This window comes from Aminomonas paucivorans DSM 12260 (genome assembly GCF_000165795.1).
In the GTDB taxonomy this organism is placed as follows: Bacteria; Synergistota; Synergistia; order Synergistales; family Synergistaceae; genus Aminomonas; species Aminomonas paucivorans.
Genome location: NZ_CM001022.1, coordinates 2318032 through 2335827, shown reverse-complemented (window position 1 = coordinate 2335827; position 17796 = coordinate 2318032). Strand labels below are relative to the sequence as shown.

12 protein-coding genes are annotated in these 17796 nt (G+C 71.1%); 7 read left to right on the top strand and 5 right to left on the bottom strand.

From position 1 onward, the window contains the following. The first annotated feature begins 168 nt into the window (after positions 1 to 168). The 6 genes from APAU_RS11000 to APAU_RS10975 are packed head-to-tail and all read left to right on the top strand — an operon-like array spanning position 169 to position 8577. A complete protein-coding gene (locus tag APAU_RS11000; RefSeq protein ID WP_006301829.1) occupies positions 169 to 1005 on the top strand; it encodes an HAD family hydrolase in 837 nt (278 codons plus the stop codon). Positions 1006 to 1009: 4 nt separating this feature from the next. Beyond that, complete coding sequence (gene hisC / locus APAU_RS10995; protein WP_006301828.1) at positions 1010 to 2122, top strand: histidinol-phosphate transaminase; 1113 nt, start codon at positions 1010 to 1012, stop codon at positions 2120 to 2122. A 2-nt stretch (positions 2123 to 2124) separates the two neighbouring features. Beyond that, a complete protein-coding gene (locus APAU_RS12715; protein WP_006301827.1) occupies positions 2125 to 3333 on the top strand; it encodes a YbaK/EbsC family protein in 1209 nt (402 codons plus the stop codon). Beyond that, positions 3318 to 4307, top strand: coding sequence for a formimidoylglutamase (locus APAU_RS10985; RefSeq protein WP_006301826.1), 990 nt, complete (start codon positions 3318 to 3320; stop codon positions 4305 to 4307). Before APAU_RS12715 ends, APAU_RS10985 begins: the two co-directional genes overlap by 16 nt. 4 nt (positions 4308 to 4311) lie before the next feature. Further along, positions 4312 to 7362: an ATP-binding protein gene (locus APAU_RS14770; protein ID WP_006301825.1), complete on the top strand. Its 3051-nt coding sequence runs from the start codon at positions 4312 to 4314 to the stop codon at positions 7360 to 7362. 21 nt (positions 7363 to 7383) lie between these two features. Continuing rightward, positions 7384 to 8577, top strand: a complete 1194-nt coding sequence (locus APAU_RS10975; RefSeq protein WP_006301824.1) for a CapA family protein — start codon at positions 7384 to 7386, stop codon at positions 8575 to 8577. A gap of 85 nt (positions 8578 to 8662) precedes the next feature. On the opposite strand, the gene APAU_RS10970 is transcribed toward APAU_RS10975, so the two are convergent. From APAU_RS10970 to APAU_RS10950, 5 genes are all read right to left on the bottom strand, one after another. Continuing rightward, a complete protein-coding gene (locus tag APAU_RS10970; RefSeq protein WP_006301823.1) occupies positions 8663 to 10267 on the bottom strand; it encodes a BCCT family transporter in 1605 nt (534 codons plus the stop codon). Positions 10268 to 10363: 96 nt separating this feature from the next. Beyond that, positions 10364 to 11890 carry an HAL/PAL/TAL family ammonia-lyase gene (locus APAU_RS10965; RefSeq protein WP_006301822.1) on the bottom strand — a complete coding sequence of 509 codons (1527 nt, stop codon included), beginning with the start codon at positions 11888 to 11890 and terminating at the stop codon, positions 10364 to 10366. Then, positions 11887 to 14175: a xanthine dehydrogenase family protein molybdopterin-binding subunit gene (locus tag APAU_RS10960; RefSeq protein WP_006301821.1), complete on the bottom strand. Its 2289-nt coding sequence runs from the start codon at positions 14173 to 14175 to the stop codon at positions 11887 to 11889. Before APAU_RS10960 ends, APAU_RS10965 begins: the two co-directional genes overlap by 4 nt. Then, positions 14172 to 15008 carry an FAD binding domain-containing protein gene (locus APAU_RS14765; protein ID WP_006301820.1) on the bottom strand — a complete coding sequence of 279 codons (837 nt, stop codon included), beginning with the start codon at positions 15006 to 15008 and terminating at the stop codon, positions 14172 to 14174. Before APAU_RS14765 ends, APAU_RS10960 begins: the two co-directional genes overlap by 4 nt. Beyond that, positions 15005 to 15466 carry a (2Fe-2S)-binding protein gene (locus APAU_RS10950; protein ID WP_040345086.1) on the bottom strand — a complete coding sequence of 154 codons (462 nt, stop codon included), beginning with the start codon at positions 15464 to 15466 and terminating at the stop codon, positions 15005 to 15007. Before APAU_RS10950 ends, APAU_RS14765 begins: the two co-directional genes overlap by 4 nt. 226 nt (positions 15467 to 15692) lie before the next feature. Between APAU_RS10950 and APAU_RS10945 the strand changes: the two genes are divergently transcribed. Continuing rightward, entirely contained in the window at positions 15693 to 17741 is a 2049-nt protein-coding gene (locus APAU_RS10945) for a methyl-accepting chemotaxis protein (RefSeq protein ID WP_006301818.1), read from the top strand. The last annotated feature ends 55 nt before the right edge of the window (positions 17742 to 17796 follow it).

The window sequence follows — 17796 nt, the reverse complement described above, 5'->3', positions numbered from 1 at the left end:
CACCTCCGGTTCCGCGCTTTCGCGGCGGGAGGACGGGGAGGCGGGGCGCTGCGGTGCGACGGTCATGGCGGTCCCTCCGTTCATCATGCTATCGGGATAAAGGGTCATCCCTTGACATGGTCCGCATGATATCATCCAAACCGTTTGACAGCAACGGAGGTGGGGGACATGAAAGAGACGGAACAGTTCGACGGATTGCTCTTCGACGTGGACGGGGTCCTGGTGGACGTGACCCGTTCCTACCCCTCGGTGATCCGGGCGGCGGTGCAGTGGGGCTGGGCGCGCCTTCTGGGGCGGGTGGCGGACCGCACCGCCTACACCCGGGAGCACGAGCGGGTCACCAAGAACCACCGGGCCTTCAACGACGACTACGACATCGCCTGGGCCCTCCTGGCGGCGGCGGCCTCGGGGGGGGAGCGGCGCCTCTCCCGGGCCTTCCCCTCCCCCCGGAGGTGGGAGGAGGAGCTGTCCCGGTTCGCCGGGGACGACCCGGTGCCCTGGGTGCGGGAGCGCTTCGGCGACCTCCCCCCGGGAGGGGACGGGACCCCCTTCCGGGACGCGGTGCGGTCTTTCTGCGATAGACTCTACGTGGAGGGCTTCGGGGGGTGGGGGCTCTATCGTCTGGAGCGTCCCCTGCTTCGGGTCTCCTGGAGGGACCTGGGGTACCCCGTGGGGATCTACACGGGCCGCCCCTGGCGGGAGCTGCGCCTGGCCCTGTCCCTCCTGGGGTGGGAGGACTTCCCCCCGGACCACGCGGTGACCCCCGACGACGGCATCCTCAAGCCCTCCCCGGAGGGTCTCGGGGAGCTGTGCCGCCGCCTGGGGATCCGACGCCCCCTCTACTTCGGCGACGCGGAAAGCGACGCCGCCACCCACCGGGCCTTCGGCCAGGGGAGCTTCGTGGCCGTGGGGCCCACCCTGGCTCGGGCGCCTCGGCGCTTCGACACCACCGAACAGGCCCTGGAGGCCCTGCTGCCTCCGGGACGATTCCGAACGAAGGAGTGATCCCATGGACTTTTCCCGCATCGCCCGACCCTGCATCCTCCGAAGGGAGGCCTACTACCCCGGCAAACCCCTGGAGGAGGTGCGCCGCATCGCCGGGGACAACCCCCTGACGGTCCTTTCGGCCAACGAGAACGGCCTGGGCACCTCCCCCCGGGCCCTGGACGCCATGATCCGCGCCCTCCAGGGAGGAGCGAACCGCTACCCCGACAGCACCGCCGGGGCGCTGCGCCGCCGCCTGGCCTCGGATTGGGGCCTCACGCCGGACCACTTCCTGGTGGACAACGGCCTGGACGGGGTGATCACCGTCCTGGGGATGACCTTCCTCAACCCCGGGGACGAGGTGGTCCACGGGGCCCTCACCTTCCCCATCTACGAGGGCATCGCCGGGCGCATGGACGGGGTCTCCGTGCCCGTGCCCATGACGGAGGGCTACGGGTTCGACGTGGACGGGATGCTGGCCGCCCTGACCCCCCGGACGAAGATGGTCTTCCTCTGCAACCCCAACAACCCCACGGGCACGGCGGTGGGGCGGAGGGACTTCCTGCGCCTCCTGGAGGGCGTCCCGGAGGAGGTGCTCCTGGTGTCCGACGAGGCCTACATGGAGTTCGCCGACGACCCGGAGTTCCCCGACACGGTCCCCCTGGTGGCCCGGCACCCCAACCTGGTGGTGCTGCGCACCTTCTCCAAGATCCTGGGGCTGGCGGGGCTGCGCATCGGCTACGCCGCCGCCCACCCGGACCTGGTGGCCCTGGCCCTGCGGGTCCGGGAGCCCTACGCCTCCAACGCCCTGGCCCTGGCGGGGGCCCTGGCGGCCCTGGACGACCGGGAGTTCCTGGAGCGGTCGAAGCGCACCGTGGCGGCGGAGCGCCGCCGGATGGGGGACCTGCTGGCCTCCCGGGGGGTGCGCTTCGTCCCCTCCCAGTCCAACTTCCTCCTGGTGCTGCCGGACCGGGAGGCGGACGGGGTGGCCGAAGCCCTGATGGCGCGGGGGGTGCTGGTGCGCTCCCTCTCCCACCAGGGAGAGCCCCGGGGCCTGCGCATCACCCTGGGGACCCCGCAGGAGAACGACCGAGCCTTCGGGGCCCTGTTGGAGATCCTGGGTCGTAAGGAGGGATGACCATGGAGAGCAGTCGTTTCCTCCCCGAGCAGGCCGCTCCGGGGAAGGTGCGGGATCGGGGGCTGGCGGCCCTGGTGGAGCGGGGGCGGGGGGCCTACAACGCCAAGGACGGGGCCCTGTTCCTCCTGCCCCAGGGCCGGGCGGAGCGGACGGTGCTGCGGGAGAAGCTGTGCTTCGCCCTGGAGTCGGCGGGGGCGGTTCCCGTGGAGGGAGCAACGGAGGAAGGACACCTGCGTTCCCTGGCGGAGCGGTACCTGCGGGACCACCCGGACCGGAACGCCTGGGCCTCCGTGGGACAGGGGGAGATCCGCCTTGCCGCCTGGTGCCGGGAGGGGGAGGACGCCTCCGGCCTGGAGCGGGTGCTGGTGGCTCTGACGGAGGAGGAGAAGGGAAACGGGGCCTTCCGGACCTTCCCGGAGACCACCCCCCAGGGCATCCGCATCCTCTGGGCGGCCCCCTCCTCGGAGGGAGCCGGGGCGGGGCGGCCGGGGCTGCGCTGCCCTTCCTGCGGCACCCTGCTGGGGGCGGACTCCCCCCGGGAGGGGGCGGTGCGTCTGGAGGAGGGGGAGGAGCCCGGAACCCTGGCGGAGGTGACCACCCCCGGGGCCACCACCATCCCGGAGCTGTGCCGTCAGCTGGGCATCGAGGCGGGACGCACCCTCAAGACCCTGGTGTACTCGACCCCCTCGGGGGTGGCGGCGGCGCTGCTTCGGGGGGACCGGGAACTGTCCTGCCCCAAGCTGGAGCGGGCCCTGGGGGAGCCCACGGAGCGGGCGGCCCACGACGCCCTGGTGCGGTTCTTCGGGGACGTGGCGGGGTACTGCGGCCCCCTGGGGCTGCCTCCGGAGGTCCGCCTCCTGGCGGACCGGGACCTGGAGGGGGCCCGGAACCTGGTGGCGGGGGCCAACCGGCGGGACACCCATGTGATGGGGGTCTGTCTGGGGCGGGACCTGACCCCTCCCCTGGCCGACCTGGGGGCCTGGAAGGCCGGGGACCCCTGCCCGGACTGCGGCGCCCTCCTGGAGGAGGGAACCCTTCGGGTTCTGGGGGCCTTCGAACTCTTCGACCCGGGACGCTCTCCGGAGAAGCCCCTGGTGACGGCCAACCGGGAGGGGAAGACGGAACGTCCCCGGTTCTGGCGGGGAAGGATCGACCTGGAGGCCCTGCAGCTGGCCCTGGAGGAGGGGACGTCCCCGTGTGGGAACGCCTGATCCCGGCGGATCCGGGGCTGTTCTTCAGCAAGGGGGACCCCCACGACCCTCGGCTGGGGGAGGTGGTGCGCCGCCTGGGGGGGCCCCAGGACGCCCCGCTCCTGGAGGGGGCGGACGCGGCCCTCCTGGGGGTGCCGGAGGATCGGGGCATCCTGGCCAACAAGGGGCGGGAGGGGGCCCGTCTGGGTCCTCGGGCCATCCGAAAGGCCTTCTACCGCCTGACCCCGGGGTTCAATCCGTTCCTGAGCGACCTGAAGCTGGTGGACCTGGGGGACATCCGCACCCAGGGGCGCACCCTGGAGGAGGTGCACGAGGACCTGGCCTCGGTGGTGGGGGAGGTGGCCGCCCTGGGGGTGGTGCCCCTGGTGCTGGGGGGCGGGCACGACCTGGCCTACCCGGACCTCCTGGGGCTCTGCACCGGTCTGAAGCTGGGGGAGGGGCAGCTGGGGGTCATCAACGTGGACCAGCACCTGGACGTGCGGGACCTCTCCTTCGGGGGCATCACCAGCGGGACCCCCTTCTACCGCGCCCTGGAGGAGCTGCCCGGCCGACCCCTGCGGGGGGAGAACTTCGTGGAGTACGGGGTCCAGGAGTCCCACAACTCCCCCTACTACTACAACTGGCTGATGGAGCGTCGGGCCACCATCCTGACCCTGGGGGAGGTGCAGGGACGTCCCATCGAGACCTTCCTCAAGTCCCTCCAGCTGGCGGGGCGGGGCCCCCGGGTCCTGACGGTGTCCGTGGACATCGACGCGGTGCGCAGCACCGACGCCCCCGGGGCTTCCGCAGGGAGCCCCAACGGCCTGTCCGCCCAGGACGTGGCCAAGATTGCCCACCTGGCGGGACGCACCGAGCGGGTGCGCCTCCTGGACATCCTGGAGACGTGCCCTCCCCTGGACCAGGACGGCCGCACCGCCTCCCTGGGGGCGGACATCCTCTTCTGGTTTCTCAAGGGCATGTGCGAGCGGCGGTGATCCCTTGGAGCCGGAGGTCCTAAGGGGACGCCTCCTCGGCCCGCCCCGGTTCCTGCTGGGGGAACGGGAGCTGAGCTTTCCCTTCCGGAAGGTGGAGGCCCTGTTGGTCTACGTGCTTCTGGAGGGGAAGGCCTCTCGGGAGTCCTTGGCGTCCCTCTTCTGGGGGGGGCGGGACGAGGTCCTGGCGGCGCGGAACCTGCGCAACGCCCTGTACCAGCTTCGTCTCGTTCTGCCGGAGGGGGTGGTGCTGGCCGACCGGGTGTGGGTGGTCCGGGGAGACTATCCTACGGACCTGGACCTGGAGGGGCTGGACCGGCTGGGGGAGGACGAAGACCTGGCTGCCCGGTGCGTCCGCCCGGTCCTGGAGGGCTTCTCCCTCCCCGACAGCCCGGAGTTCGACGAGTGGCTCCGGACCGTACGGAGCCGGTGGGAAAGCCGGGGAAGGAGGGCCCTGCTGGACCTGGCCCGTCGGAGGGCGGCCCTCTCCCCCCCGGGAGCCCTGGGGCCGCTCCGGCGTCTTTTGGAGGCGGACGGGGGAGACGAGGAGGCTGCCCGGATCCTGATGGACTGCCTGGGACGCCTGGGACAGCTCCGGGGGGTGGAGGGGGTGCACCGGGCCCTGGTGCGCCGGCTCCGGGAGGACCTGGGAGTCCCTCCGGAGGAGGCCACGGAGGCGACCTATCGGGAGGCACTGGGCCGATGCCGAAGGGGCCTTGAGGTGGGAGGGGAGCCCTCTCCTTCCTCCTCTCCGGAACGGGGCTTCTTCGGCAGAACGGAGGAGCGGGTCCGAGCGGTCCGGTTTCTGGAGGAGCCCGGGGACCTGCCCCGGGTGCTGTGCGTGGACGGGGAGGCGGGGGTGGGGAAGACCTGCCTTGCCCGGGCCTGCCTGGAAACCCTGGCCCCGGAGACCCTGGTGCTTCGAGGGAACGCGGTGCAGGGGGGAGAGCGTTTCCCCCTCCTGCCCTGGAACGACCTTCTCCGAGGGCTGGCCCGCCCGGGAGGGGGAACGGACTTCCGGGACCTGGGCTTCCCCGAATCCCTCTGGTCCCTCCTGGGGGAGACCTTCCCCTCCCTGGGGGTTCGGTCCACCTCCTTCCAGCCCGCCGACCCGGGGCGTCTGGGGGCGGTGCTGGCGGCCCTGTTCGACCGCCTCTCCTCCCGTCGTCCCGTGGCGCTCTTCCTGGAGGACCTACACGGTTTCGACGGCCCTTCCCTGGACGTGCTGGAGAGCGTGCTGGCCCACGGCCCGGGGGGGATCCGTCTCCTCTCCACCAGCCGCCCCGCCCCGGACAGGCGGGACCGGCGCATCTACCGGGGACTGGAACGGGGAGGCCGGATCCGCCTCCTGTCCCTGACCCTCCGCCCCTTCTCCCTCTCCGAGACCCGGGATTTCTGCGCCTTTCTCCAGCCCTGCCGCCCCTTCGATCCTCGGGAGGTGGAGTCCCTGTTCCGCCGCACCGAGGGGCTCCCCCTCTTCCTGACGGAGCTGCTTCGGGACCCCCGGGGTCCCTTGTGCCCGGGGGGAGAGGAGCTGGACGGGGTCATGGAGGGATTTCTGGCGGGGCTCGCCCCGGTGGATCGCCGGACGCTGGAGTGCCTTGCCGCCTTCGAAGGCCCCGCCGCCCTGGATCTCCTGCGGGAAACGGCGGATCCGGAGACGGAGGACCTGGAGGGGCGCCTGGAATGCCTTCGCGAGCGGGCTCTCCTGACGGAGGACCGGACGGGAGGGGAGACGACGGTGGACTTCGGGCACTCTCTGGTGCGGGAGCACCTCTACCGGACCCTTCCGGAGGGGCGTCGGCGGTCGTTGCACCGAAGCCTCGCGGAGGCCCTGGGACGGCGGGCCGCCGCGAACCCCGGGGACGGTCTTCTGGAGGGCCGACTGATCCACCACTGTCGCAGGGGCGGCCTGCGGCGGGAGGAACTGACCCACCGCATCCGCAGCCTCCGCCGGCACATCGCCCTGTACTACGAGCTGTTCCCCCTGTTGAGCGACGAGGAGCTTCGCAGCTCCAGCACCTTCTTCGGGGGGCGGGACGCCACCCTGGAGAGGTTGGAGGAGACCCGGTCCCTGCTGGGGGATCTGAAGCGCTCCCAGGAGGATCGAAAGACCCTGGAATCCCTGGAGCGGGAGTATCGGGCCATCCGAGGGGGATTCCACCTCTGGTGGGGGGAGTCCGACCAGGGCCGAGCCCTGGTGGAGGCCGCACTGGAGCGGGCCTCGGAGGGCGGGGACCGGAGGGTGGAGGCGGACTGTCTCAAACACCTGGGGTACGACGCCATCCAGCGGGAGGACGGGGCGGAGCTGGAGGGGATCGCCCGAAGACTCCTGCCCCTATGCGGGGGAAGCCGGGGCCTCCCTTGGAGGGGCATGGCCCTGCGCTTTCTGGGCCTGGCTCGCCTGTTCCTTCGGGACCACGGAGAGGCGGAGCGGTTCCTTCTGCTTTCCATGGACCGGTTCCGGGACCTGGAGGCCCTGGACGAACCCTATCGGTTCCACGTCCTGGCCGCCCGGGGGTACCTGGGGGAGTGCCGTCACCGCCAGGGCCGTCTGGAGGAGGCCCGGGCGCTCTACGACGCCTGTCTGGAGGAGTGCCGCCGGGAGGGCTTCTTCCGGGGACTGGGGTTCTTCCACGGCCTGGGGGCCCAGGGGGCCTTCGACGCGGGGGACCGGGAAGGCCTGGCACGCCACCTCTCCGGAGCCCTGGGGGAGATGGCGGGGTTGCCTTGGAGCCGGGGGGACGCCCCCACCTACGCCCTGGCGGCCTGGGAGGCTGCGGGGCGGGGGGACGGAGCCTCCGCCGTGGAGCACCTGGGCAGGGCGGCACGGCTCTGCGAATCCCTGAACAAGCGCTCCTGGACAGCCCTGCTGGAGCTGGTGAAGGGCCTCCTTCCCCGGATGCGGGAGCTGGAGCCCCTTCTCCCCGACCCGCCGGAGGCTTCCCTGGCCCGGGCGGAGGGGCTTTGCCGGGATCTGGGGATGGGACACCGCCTGGCCCTGCTGGAGCGGCTCCGAGAGGGGCGGCACCGGGCGTTGTCCCGCCCTGGTCGGTAGGGTCCCCAGGGAGGCGACAGCGTGGGCGAGGTGGACACGCGCAGGGACTCGGGCAGATCCCGTCGTTTCGGGGGAAGGGTTCTCTTCCTGGCTGCCCTGGCGTTTCTCGGGGTGTGGGGGGCTGGGGGTTTCCAGGCGGCTTCCGCCGCCCCCTTGCCCCGGGTCCGCCTCCTGGCGGTGGGGGATGTGCTGGTCCACGAGCCCCAGCTGGAGGCGGCCCGGCGGGGGCCCGATTCGTGGGACTTCCGGCCTGCCTTCGCCCCGGTGGCCGCGCTGCTGCGGGAGGGGGATCTGACGGTGGGGAACCTGGAGATCCCCCTGGGAGGAGAGGCGGGGGACTACACAGGATACCCCGCCTTCAACGCTCCCGACGCCCTGGGGGAAGCCCTGGCCTGGGCGGGGTTCGACGTGCTGTTCACGGCCAACAACCACTGCCTGGACCGGGGGGAGGCGGGGGCACTGCGGACCCTGGAGGCGCTGGACCGGCTGGGGCTGGCCCACACGGGCACCTTCGCCGCCGCGGAGGCCCCCGCATCCCTTCGGGTGGTCCGAAGGGGCATCTCCTTCGCCTTCCTTGCCTATACCTACGGCACCAACGGCGTCCCCGTGCCTCCGGGGGTTCGGGTGAACCGCATCGACCCGGAGCGGGTGGCCGAGGACGTCCGGTCCGCCCGGGCTGCGTCCCCGGACTTCGTGGCGGTGGCGTTCCACTACGGGCCGGAGTACCGCACGGAGCCCCACCCCTCCCAGGAGGAGGCGGTGGAGGCCGCCCTGGGGGCGGGGGCGGACCTGATCCTGGGGGGGCACCCCCACGTGCTCCAGCGGGTGGATGTGCTCCCCCCGGGCCGTCCGGGGGGCACCTCTCGGGTGGTGGCCTGGTCCCTGGGGAACTTCGTCTCCTCCCAGCGCACCCTGCCCCGGGAACGGGGGGCGGTGCTGGAGGTGGAGGCCCTCCGGGGGGCCGACGGGGTGGCCCGGATCGTCCGGGTGGGGGCGGTGCCCCTGTGGGTGCGCTTCGACCGCCCCGGGGGAAGGCGCCGGGTGGAGGTGCTCCCCCTTCGGGAGAAGGGAGACCCGGAGGGATCGGGGCGCCTGGACCGGGTGCGCCGCCAGGTCCTGGACCTGCTCACCCGGGGCGCCCGGGGGCAGACCCCCCTGCGTCACGACGGAAGGAGCTGGGTCCTCTTCGAGGCCCCCGAATCGAAGGCCCCGTAGGGCGTAGGCCTCGAGAAGGACGAAGGCCCCGGATCGGGCGATCCGGGGCCTTCGCCGATTTGCGGGGGAGGGGTGGCCGTCGGGCCTACAGGTCCGCGATCTCCTCCACCCGGGCGGTTTCGGGGCAGTTGGCCAGGTCGTACCGGTCCTGCCGGGCCACCATGCGCACCACGCAGTAGGCCATGAGGAGCATCAGGAAGAGGATGGGGAACCCCGCCACCGTGGCGATCTGCTTGGTGGCGTCGATGCCGCTGATCTTCCCCGCCGGGGCCAGGATGTTCACCAGGGCCATGGAGGACATGGCGAACCCCCAGAAGAGCTTCAGGGACACCGGGGGTTCCACCCCCTCCTTGTGGGCGATGGTGGTGGACAGGGAGGCGATGGTGCGGGTCATGGAGTCGCAGAGGGTGACGATGGAGAGGATCAGCACGAAGATGAAGATCCAGCTCCACATCTGGGAGAGGGGGAAGTTCTTCAGGAAGGCGAACACGGACACCTCCAGGCCGCCGCTCTTCTGCATGGCCCAGATGCTCCCCCCGTGGAGTTCCTTGAAGATGGAGGCCCCCCCGAAGACGGAAAACCACAGGATCCCGAAGAGGGCGGGGAAGATCAGGTTGAAGGACACGAACTGGCGGATGGTGCGCCCCTTGCAGAGCTTGGCGAAGAACATGCCCATGAGGGGGGCGTAGGCCAGCCAGATGGCCCAGTAGTACACGGGCCACCACCGGGGCCACTCGGATCCGTCCACGGGGCTCAGGTAGGTGGTGCGCACGAAGAAGTCCCCCAGGAAGACCCCCAGGGACTGGGTCATGAGGTTCAGGATGAACTGGGTCATGGGGATGCCCCCGGCGAAGAAGAAGAACACCATCATGACGAAGTACAGCTTCGTGTTCACGTCGGACATGAGGCGCATGCCGCTCATGAGGCCCGTGTAGCTGGACACCAGGTAGACCGTGATGATGGCCGCCAGCACGTAGACCCACACCGCCTTGGGGTCCGTCACCATCCCGGGCAGGAGCAGGCTGAGGCCGCTGGCGGTCTGCATGGTCCCCACCCCCAGGATGGCCGCCACGCCCCCGGCGATGGCGAACAGACAGATCCCGTCCACGAAGGTGGCCACAGGGCCCTGGATGCGCCTGCCGAACAGGGGGTAGAGGGAGGAACTCACGTTGTAGGGCAGCTTCATGTTGTGGGCCGCGAAGGCGATCCCCACCCCCGCCAGGGTGTACATGGCGTAGGGGATGAAGGTCCAGTGGATGAAGGTGGTGACCATGGCGAAGGTGGCGGACCCCTCGGTGCCCGGGGCCAGGCCCAGCTTGTCCGGGGGGCTCATGAAGTGGGTCATGGGCTCCGCCACGCCCCAGAACATGATCCCCGTGCCGATGCCTGCGCAGAGGAGGATGGAGAACCACTGCCAGTCCGTGAGTTCCGGCTTGGCGTCGGGGCCGCCGAAGCGGATGTTCCCCGTCCGGGAGTAGGCCAGGTAGAGGCAGATGAGCAGGAAGAGGACCCCGGAGAGCTGGAAGAGCCAGCCGAAATTGAGGAAGGCGAACTGGACGACGGCGTTCTCGGCGTTGTAGAACGCCTCGGGTTTGAAGAGGCCCAGCAGGACCGCGCCCACGAAGAGCACGCTCATGGGCACGAAGATGGACCAGCGGATCTGCACGCGCTGCTTGTCGAATCCTTCCACGGCGGAACGACCTCCTTCACGTGGCGTCCCGGAGAGCCGGGGCGCCTCTGATGGGTTGGGGGGACGAGGGCTTGGAGGGGCGGGAGGACGGGGGCCTCACCTCCCCTCTGGGGAGCCCAGGGCTTCCCGGGCCGCCGCCAGAAGCTCCCGGGAGGCCACCAGACGGCGGGCCTCCCGGATGTCCCGGGAGAGTTCCCGGTCCGTGTCCAGGAAGGGGACGGACTCCCGGAAGCGTCGGTGTGCCGCCTCCGTGCCCCGCCCCAGCCGGGGGGGACGGCGCAGGTCCACCGCCTGGGCGGCGTGGAGGAACTCCATGCCCAGGATGTAGGCCAGGTTGTCCAGGATCCTCCCCAGGTTCAGCATCACGTAGGGGGTGTTGCAGCCCCGGTCCTCCTGGTCCTCCGAGAGGGGGGTGGTGTCCCAGGAGAGGGGGTGGGCCAGGTGGTGGATCTCCGCGTCCAGGGTGGTGAAGGTCTTCTGGATCACCCCGAAGGCGTGGCAGATCCCCTCCCGGGGGTTCAGGAACCGGGGAAGCCCGGTGAACCGGGGGGAACCCAGGCGCAGGGTCCGGCGGACGGAGGTCTGGGAGAGGTGTCCCGCCGCCACCCCCAGGGTCTCGAAGGGGAGCACCCAGTTGAGGGGCTCGAAGTTGCCGCAGGGCACCAGGCGCCCCTCCTCGACGAGCACCACCGGGTTTTCGTCGCACCCGTTGAGCTGGACCGACAGCAGGGCCTCCGCGTGGTCCAGGGCGTCCCGCACCGCCCCGTGCACGTGGACGGAGCAGCGGAGGGACAGGGGGTCCTGAAGCTCCGCCTGGACCTCCCAGAGGTAGCTTCCCTCCAGGAGCTGCCGGGCGTGCTCCATGCTGGCGATGCCCCCCCGGTAGGGACGCACCCGGAAGGTGGCCGGGTCCAGGGGGGACACGTTGCCCCGGAACCCCTCCAGGGTCAGGGCGTAGGCCAGGTCCGCCGTGTCCACCAGGGCCCGGAACTCCTCCAGGACCAGGGCCCCCAGGGCGGCCCCCAGGGCGTTGGAGCTTACCAGGGCCAGCCCGTCCCGGGATCCCAGGGTCCCCGGGGTCAGCCCCGCCTTCCCCAGGGCCTCCGCCACCGGGACGGTGCGTCCCCGGTAGACCGCCTCCCCCTCCCCCAGCAGGGCCATGCCCAGGTGGGACAGGCTGGTGATGTCCGCCTCCCCCACGGAGCCCCGCAGGGGGATGAGGGGGTGGATGCCCTCGTTGAGGAAGTCCCGGTACAGGAGCACCAGGTCCGGCTTCATCCCCACGTGCCCCCCCAGGAGGCTGTGGAGCTTCGCCGTCATGACCGCCCGGGTCTGTGCCTCCGTGGCGTAGGGAGGGACCCCCACGCAGTGGACCCGGAGCATGTTCTGGTTGTATTCGATGTAGTGCTCCGCCGTGACGGCCTGGTCCTTGTTGATCCCCACCCCCGTGTTCAGGCCGTACACCTTGGGGGTTCCCGCCTCCGCGATGCGATGCAGGAAAGCGGAGGCAGCCCGGACCCGCTCCAGCGCCTCCGGGGCGATCTCCACCCTGCGGCCCTCCCGGGCCACGCTCACCAGGTCCGCCACGGTCAGGTTGCTTCCGTCCAACACCAGCGGCTTCATGCTCCCTCACGTCCTTTCCGGGCCTCCCGGCCCTCCCCGTCCCGTTCCCGCAACCCCTCCAGGATCCGCTCCGGCGTCAGGGGCAGGTGGGTCAGCTCCGTCCCCAGTGCCCGGTTCACCGCGTTGACCACCGCGGGGGCCGCGGGCACTGTGGCGATCTCCCCGATGCTCTTGGCCCCGAAGGGCCCCCCCGGTTCCCCTTCCTCCACCAGCAGCACCCGGATCTCCGGCATGTCCGGGGCGTTCACCGTGTGGTAGCGGCTCAAGGAGGCGCACCTGGGGACCCCCTTTCGGTCGTAGCGCAGCTCCTCGCACAGCCCCATTCCCAAGCCCATCTGGACCCCCCCGTAGATCTGTCCCCGCAGGAGCTTGGGGTTCAGGGCCCGCCCCACATCGTGGGCCGCCAGGTAGTCCGTCACCCGCACCAGCCCCGTGAGGGTATCCACCCGCACCTGGGCGAAGTGGACCCCGAAGGAGGCGGGGTTGCCCCGGGGGGCGAAGCGCAGGTAGTCCCCCAGCTCCTCCCGGAGGACCTTGGCCGCCTCGCAGACCAGCTCCCCATGGGTCCAGGTCCGGTCCCCCGCCCTCAGGGTCCCCTCCCCCAGGACCACGTCCTCCCGGGGGCACCCCGCCAGACGGGCCGCCGCGTCCACCATCCGGTCCCGGACCCGCTCCGCCAGTTCCAAGGCGCAGGCCCCGCAGACGTAGGTGACCCGGCTGGCCACGCACCCCACGTCGAAGGGGGTGAGGTGGGTGTCCGCCTCGGAGACCCAGACCTGCTCCGGCGTCGTGTGCAGCGCCTCCGCCACGATCTGGGCCATCACCGTGAGGGTGCCGTTGCCCAGCTCGTGGAAGGCCCCATTCAACAACACCGATCCGTCCTCCGCCACCCGCAGGGCCAGGGAGAGGAAGTCCGGGTAGGGGGAGCCGAAATACCCGTTGCCGTGGGTGGCGCAGGCCAGGCCCACCCCGGTGCGGTACCGTCCCGTCCCGGGGGGGGCGGCGAGGCGCTCCGTCCAGCGGAAGGCTTCCGCCCCCCGGTCCAGGCATTCCCGCACTCGGGCGTTCCCCAGGTCCGGTGCCCCCGTGGGGTCCGGGTCCCCGGGGTGGACCAGGTTGCGCCGCCGCAGTTCCGCCGGGTCCATCCCCAGCTTTCGGGCCAGCAGGTCCAGGTGGATCTCCGTGACGGCGTGGATCTGGGGGGATCCGTAGCCCCGGCAGGCCCCGCTGGGGGTGGTGTTCGTGAAGACCGTGCGTCCCCGGAAGGACTGGGAGGGGATGCGGTAGAGCCGGGAGGTCTTCTTCCCCATGGCCATGGTGATCCGGTGCCCCCCGGTGGCGTAGGCCCCGCTGTCGCAGAGCACCTCCGTCTCCCGGAAGAGCAGGTGCCCCTCCCGGTCCGCCACGGTGCGCACCCGACCCTCCGCCGCCGCCCGGGTGCGGGTGCAGAGGATGGTTTCCCGTCGGTCCAGGACCAGACGGACCGGAAGCCCCGTGGCCAGGCTCATGAGGGCGCAGGGAAGCTCCAGAATCACCTCCTGCTTGCCCCCGAAGGTGCCCCCCATGGGGGCCTTCACCACCCGAATCCGCCGGAAGGGCAGCCCCAGGGCCTCCGCCAGGGCGAAGCGCACCGTGAAGGCCATCTGACAGGGGGACTCCACCACCAGCAGATCCCCCTCCATGCGGGCGCAGCAGAGGTGGGGTTCCAGGGCGGTGTGGTGGATCTTGGGGGTGCGCACCACCGTCTCCAGGCACACCAGGTCTTCCGACGGTTCCGGTTCGCCGGGGCCGTAGGCGATGCGGCCCTCCAGGAAGGGAGGGCGTCCCTCCACCGGGGAGGGAGAGGTCAGGGCCTCCTGGAGATCCGTCACCGCCGGGAGGGGCTCGTAGTCCACCCGCACCAGCGCCGCCGCCTTTCGGGCCGCCTCGTCGCTGTCCGCCAGCACTGCCCCGATGCGATCCCCCACGAAGAGGGGGTGGTCCGTGAAGACCCGCTCGTCCCTTGGGTCCGTCTGGTCCGGGAGGAACACGGCGCTGTTCACGGGGCGCCCCGGGTCGTCTTCGGGGGTGAAGATCCGGATGACCCCGGGGACCCGCAGGGCCTCCTCCAGGTCCAGGGACCGCACCCGTCCGTGGGGCACGGTGCTGGTGAGGAGGCGGGCGTGGGCGGTGCCCCCGGCGGGTCGGTCTCCCAGGTAGGGGAAGCGCCCCGTCACCTTCTCCCGCAGGTCCAGGCGGGGCACGTCCCGGCCGATGTGGCGGAGGTCCTCCGGTTTCCCGCTCATCGTCCCGCCTCCTCCAGGGCGTCGCACAGGTCCGCCCCCAGGCCCCGCACCGCGTCGCGCTTGTAGGCCAGGGAGGACCGCCCCGGGATGGTTCGGTCCACCGTCCCCGTCAGGGCCTCCTCCAGGGCAAGGCGTCGTTCCACCCCCCGAAGGGCCAGGGCCTGTTCCCCCTCCGGGCAGGGGACGGGCAGCGCCCCCAGGGCTCCCAGGAAGAGCCGGGCCGTTTCGCCGTGGGTCCACAGGGCCAGGTTGACCCGGGAGATGCTCACCGCCCTGCGGCTTCCCAGCTTGTGGAAGGAGGACCATCCCTCCCCCAGGGGAACCAGGAAGGCGGAGAGGAACTCCCGGGGCCTCAGGGCGCTTTCCCCGGGGCCGGAGATCAGGGAGCCCAGGGGGCGGACCTCCTCCCCCTCCGGGGTGACCACCAGGGCCCGGGCCTCCAGGCAGGCCAGGGCGGGCAGGGAGTCCGCGGCGGGGGAGGCGTGGGCCACGTTGCCCCCCAGGGTGGCGCGGTTGCGGATCTGCGTGGACCCCACCGAGGCGGCGGCCCGGGCCAGGGCGGCGGCGTGGCGCCGCACCAGGGGGTGACGCTCCAGGTCCGCGAAGGTGGCGGCGGCGCCGATGCGCAGGAACGGCCCCTCGGGGGACTCCTCCCGGCGGACCTCCCGCAGCTCCGGGATCCCCCAGAGGTCCACCAGGTGGGGGGTCTCCTCGGGGTGGGCCCGCAGGTGCACCACCAGATCCGTGCCCCCCGCCAGAAGGCGGAAGCCCTCGGGGGCCCGGGCGACGCAGTCCTTCAGCTCCTCCAGGGAGGCGGGGACGTCGACCCTCATGAAAGGGCCTCCGCCGCCGCCCGAACCGCCCGGAGGATGGGCACGTAGCCGGTGCACCGGCACAGGTTGCCCTCCAAGGCTCGGCGGATGGCCTCCTCGTCGGGTCGGGGGTTTTTCTTCAGCAGCCCGTAGGCCGAAAGGATCATGCCGGGGGTGCAGAAGCCGCACTGCACCGCGTCGTGCTCCTCGAAGGCCCGCTGCAGGGGGTGCAGCTCCCCCCGGGCCGCGAGGCCCTCCAGGGTGAGCACCGACCGCCCCCGGGCCTGCACCGCCAGGGTGGTGCAGCTGGTCACCGCCTCCCCGTCCAGGAGGACCGTGCAGGCGCCGCACTCCCCCTCGGAGCAGCCCTCCTTGACGCTGGTCAGCCCCAGCACGTCCCGAAGCAGGTCCACCAGCCTCAGGCTCGGATCCACATCCACGCTTCGCTTACGGTCGTTCACCGTCAGTTCCAGCAGCAAGGGGTTCCCCTCCGTTCCTTCGCCCCGCAGGACTTGCGCGAAGAGTATCCAACGGGCGTCAAAACACCGCCAAATCTTCCCCTGTCGCATCTGTGTCCCTCCCCAGGTGTTCCCTTGCGTTTCCTTTCGGGGACAAAAGCAACATAATTCCCTCGCAATGACATGAAACGTTGCTTCAGTAAAATGTAACAGGTAGGGAACGCCAGTACCGAAAGGGAGGATCGGGATGACCATCAAGGTGAGGCTGTGGATCCTGGCACTGGGGGTTCTGGTGGGGACGCTGGTCATGGCGGGGACGACGTTCCTCAAGAGCCGCGCGGTGATGAGCGAGCAGTACGACCAGGCAGGGCTAGCCTCGGTGGAAGCCTCCGCCCGGAACATCGACCTGCTCTTCCAGGGGATGGAGAAGGTGGTCTTCAACGCCGCCGGGACGGTGCAGCACGCCTGGACGGAGGGGAACATCCGGACGGAGGAGCAGCTGGAAAAGCTCATGACCCAGATCACGAAGGGAAACGTGGACATGGGTTTCCAGGACGTCTTCATGGGGATCGCCGCATCGGGGCGCTTCGCCGACGGCACGGGGTGGAAGGAGCCGGTGGACTACGACGCCCGGAACCGGGCCTGGTTCAAGGACGCCCTGGCGGCGGGACCGGGGAAGGTGATCTACACCGCCCCCTACGTGGACGGCATCACCAAGAAGCTGGTCATCAGCATCGCCTGTGCCGTGGCGGATCCCTCCGGGGGCGTCCTGGGGGTGGTGGGGGGAGACATCAACCTGGAGAGCCTCTCCCAGTTCGTGGTGGCCCAAAAGGTGCTGGGCCACGGCTCGGGGATCCTGGTGGACCGGGAGGGTCTGGTGCTGGCGGCTCCCAACCCGGAATGGGTCATGAAGGAGAACATCACCAAGACCTCCGCCGCCCTGGAGGAATCCGCCACGGCGGCGGGAAGGGCCATGCTGGGAGGTCATCCCGGTTTCTCGGACTACGCCCTCAAGGGGGTGGACAAGCGGATCTACTTCGCCCCCACCAAGGCGGGGTTCATCCTGGGGATCCTCTACCCCCTGGAGGTGCGGGACGGGGTGGTGCGCTCCATGACCAACAGCCAGCTCCTCATCTCCGCCCTGGTGCTCCTGGTGGTGATGGGCCTCGTGGTGTCCATCATTCTGGGGCTGAGCCGAAGCATCCGCTCCCTCTTCGAGACCACGGATCAAGTGGCTCAAGGGGACTTCACCGTGGCCTACGAGGCCCGGGGGAGGGACGAACTGGCCCTGGTCTCGGGACGCCTGAACGGGATGCTCGGCTCCCTCCGGGAGGCCCTTCGGGCCATCCGCGGAGAGGCCCAGGAGACCCTCACCCGGGCGGAATCCCTGGCGGCCCTTTCGGAGGAGTCCGTGGCCTCCATGGAGGAGGTCCGAGGGGCCATCGAGCAGGTGGCCCACCTCTCCGAGTCCAACTCCGCTGCCCTGGAGGAGACCAACGCGGGGGTGGAGGAGGTCTCCTCCGGGGCCACCAGCGCTGCGAACAGCGCCACGGAGGGGGCGGAGGTGGCCTCCCGGGTCACGGAGGTCTCCGAATCCGCCGTGAAGACCGTGAAGGGGGTCATCGAAGAGGTCCAGGCGGTGAACCAGCGTTCCCTGGAGACCACCGCCAAGATCCGGGAGCTGGCGGAGTCGGTGAAGGGCATCACGGGCTTCGTGGCCACCATCTCCCAGATCGCGGACCAGACGAACCTGCTGGCCTTAAACGCCGCCATCGAGGCGGCCCGGGCGGGGGAGGCGGGACGGGGCTTCGCCGTGGTGGCGGAGGAGGTCCGCAAGCTGGCGGAGGAGTCCAACGGGGCGGCCCGACAGGTGGGGGAGATCATCGGGGTGCTCCAGGGGCACGCGGAGGCTTCCATCCGGGTGACGGAGCAGACCTCCTCCATCATGGCCGCCACGGTGGAGCGGGCCCAGGAGGCCCGTTCGGGTCTGGAGACCGCCCTGGAGGAGATCGGGAGGATCAACGACGTGATGCAGAACATCGCCTCCGTGGCCCAGGAGCAGGCCGCCGCCAGCGCGGAGATGGCCACGGGGATCGACCAGGTCACCAAGGGGACCGTGGAGGTGGTGGAGAGCATCGAGAACATCCGCAAGTCTGCCGTGGAGACCACCAAGGCCTCCGAAGGGGTGGCCCAGGAGGCCCAGTCCATGGCCACGGGGGCCCAGCGGATGCACGGGCTGCTGGAGCGTTTCAAGGTGGAGGGAGGCTCCGACCTGGCCCTTTCGGGAGGCCGATAGGGGCGTCGGGGGAACCGTCCGGAACGGGTCGGGGGAGGGGCGCAAAGCCCCTCCC

Excerpts from the sequence above, each read along its gene's own strand:
- APAU_RS11000 (WP_006301829.1), top strand. The coding sequence starts at position 169 with ATGAAAGAGACGGAACAGTTCGACGGATTGCTCTTCGACGTGGACGGG.
- hisC (WP_006301828.1), top strand. The coding sequence starts at position 1,010 with ATGGACTTTTCCCGCATCGCCCGACCCTGCATCCTCCGAAGGGAGGCC.
- APAU_RS12715 (WP_006301827.1), top strand. The coding sequence starts at position 2,125 with ATGGAGAGCAGTCGTTTCCTCCCCGAGCAGGCCGCTCCGGGGAAGGTG.
- APAU_RS10965 (WP_006301822.1), bottom strand. The coding sequence starts at position 11,890 with ATGAAGCCGCTGGTGTTGGACGGAAGCAACCTGACCGTGGCGGACCTG.
- APAU_RS10960 (WP_006301821.1), bottom strand. The coding sequence starts at position 14,175 with ATGAGCGGGAAACCGGAGGACCTCCGCCACATCGGCCGGGACGTGCCC.
- APAU_RS14765 (WP_006301820.1), bottom strand. The coding sequence starts at position 15,008 with ATGAGGGTCGACGTCCCCGCCTCCCTGGAGGAGCTGAAGGACTGCGTC.
- APAU_RS10945 (WP_006301818.1), top strand. The coding sequence starts at position 15,693 with ATGACCATCAAGGTGAGGCTGTGGATCCTGGCACTGGGGGTTCTGGTG.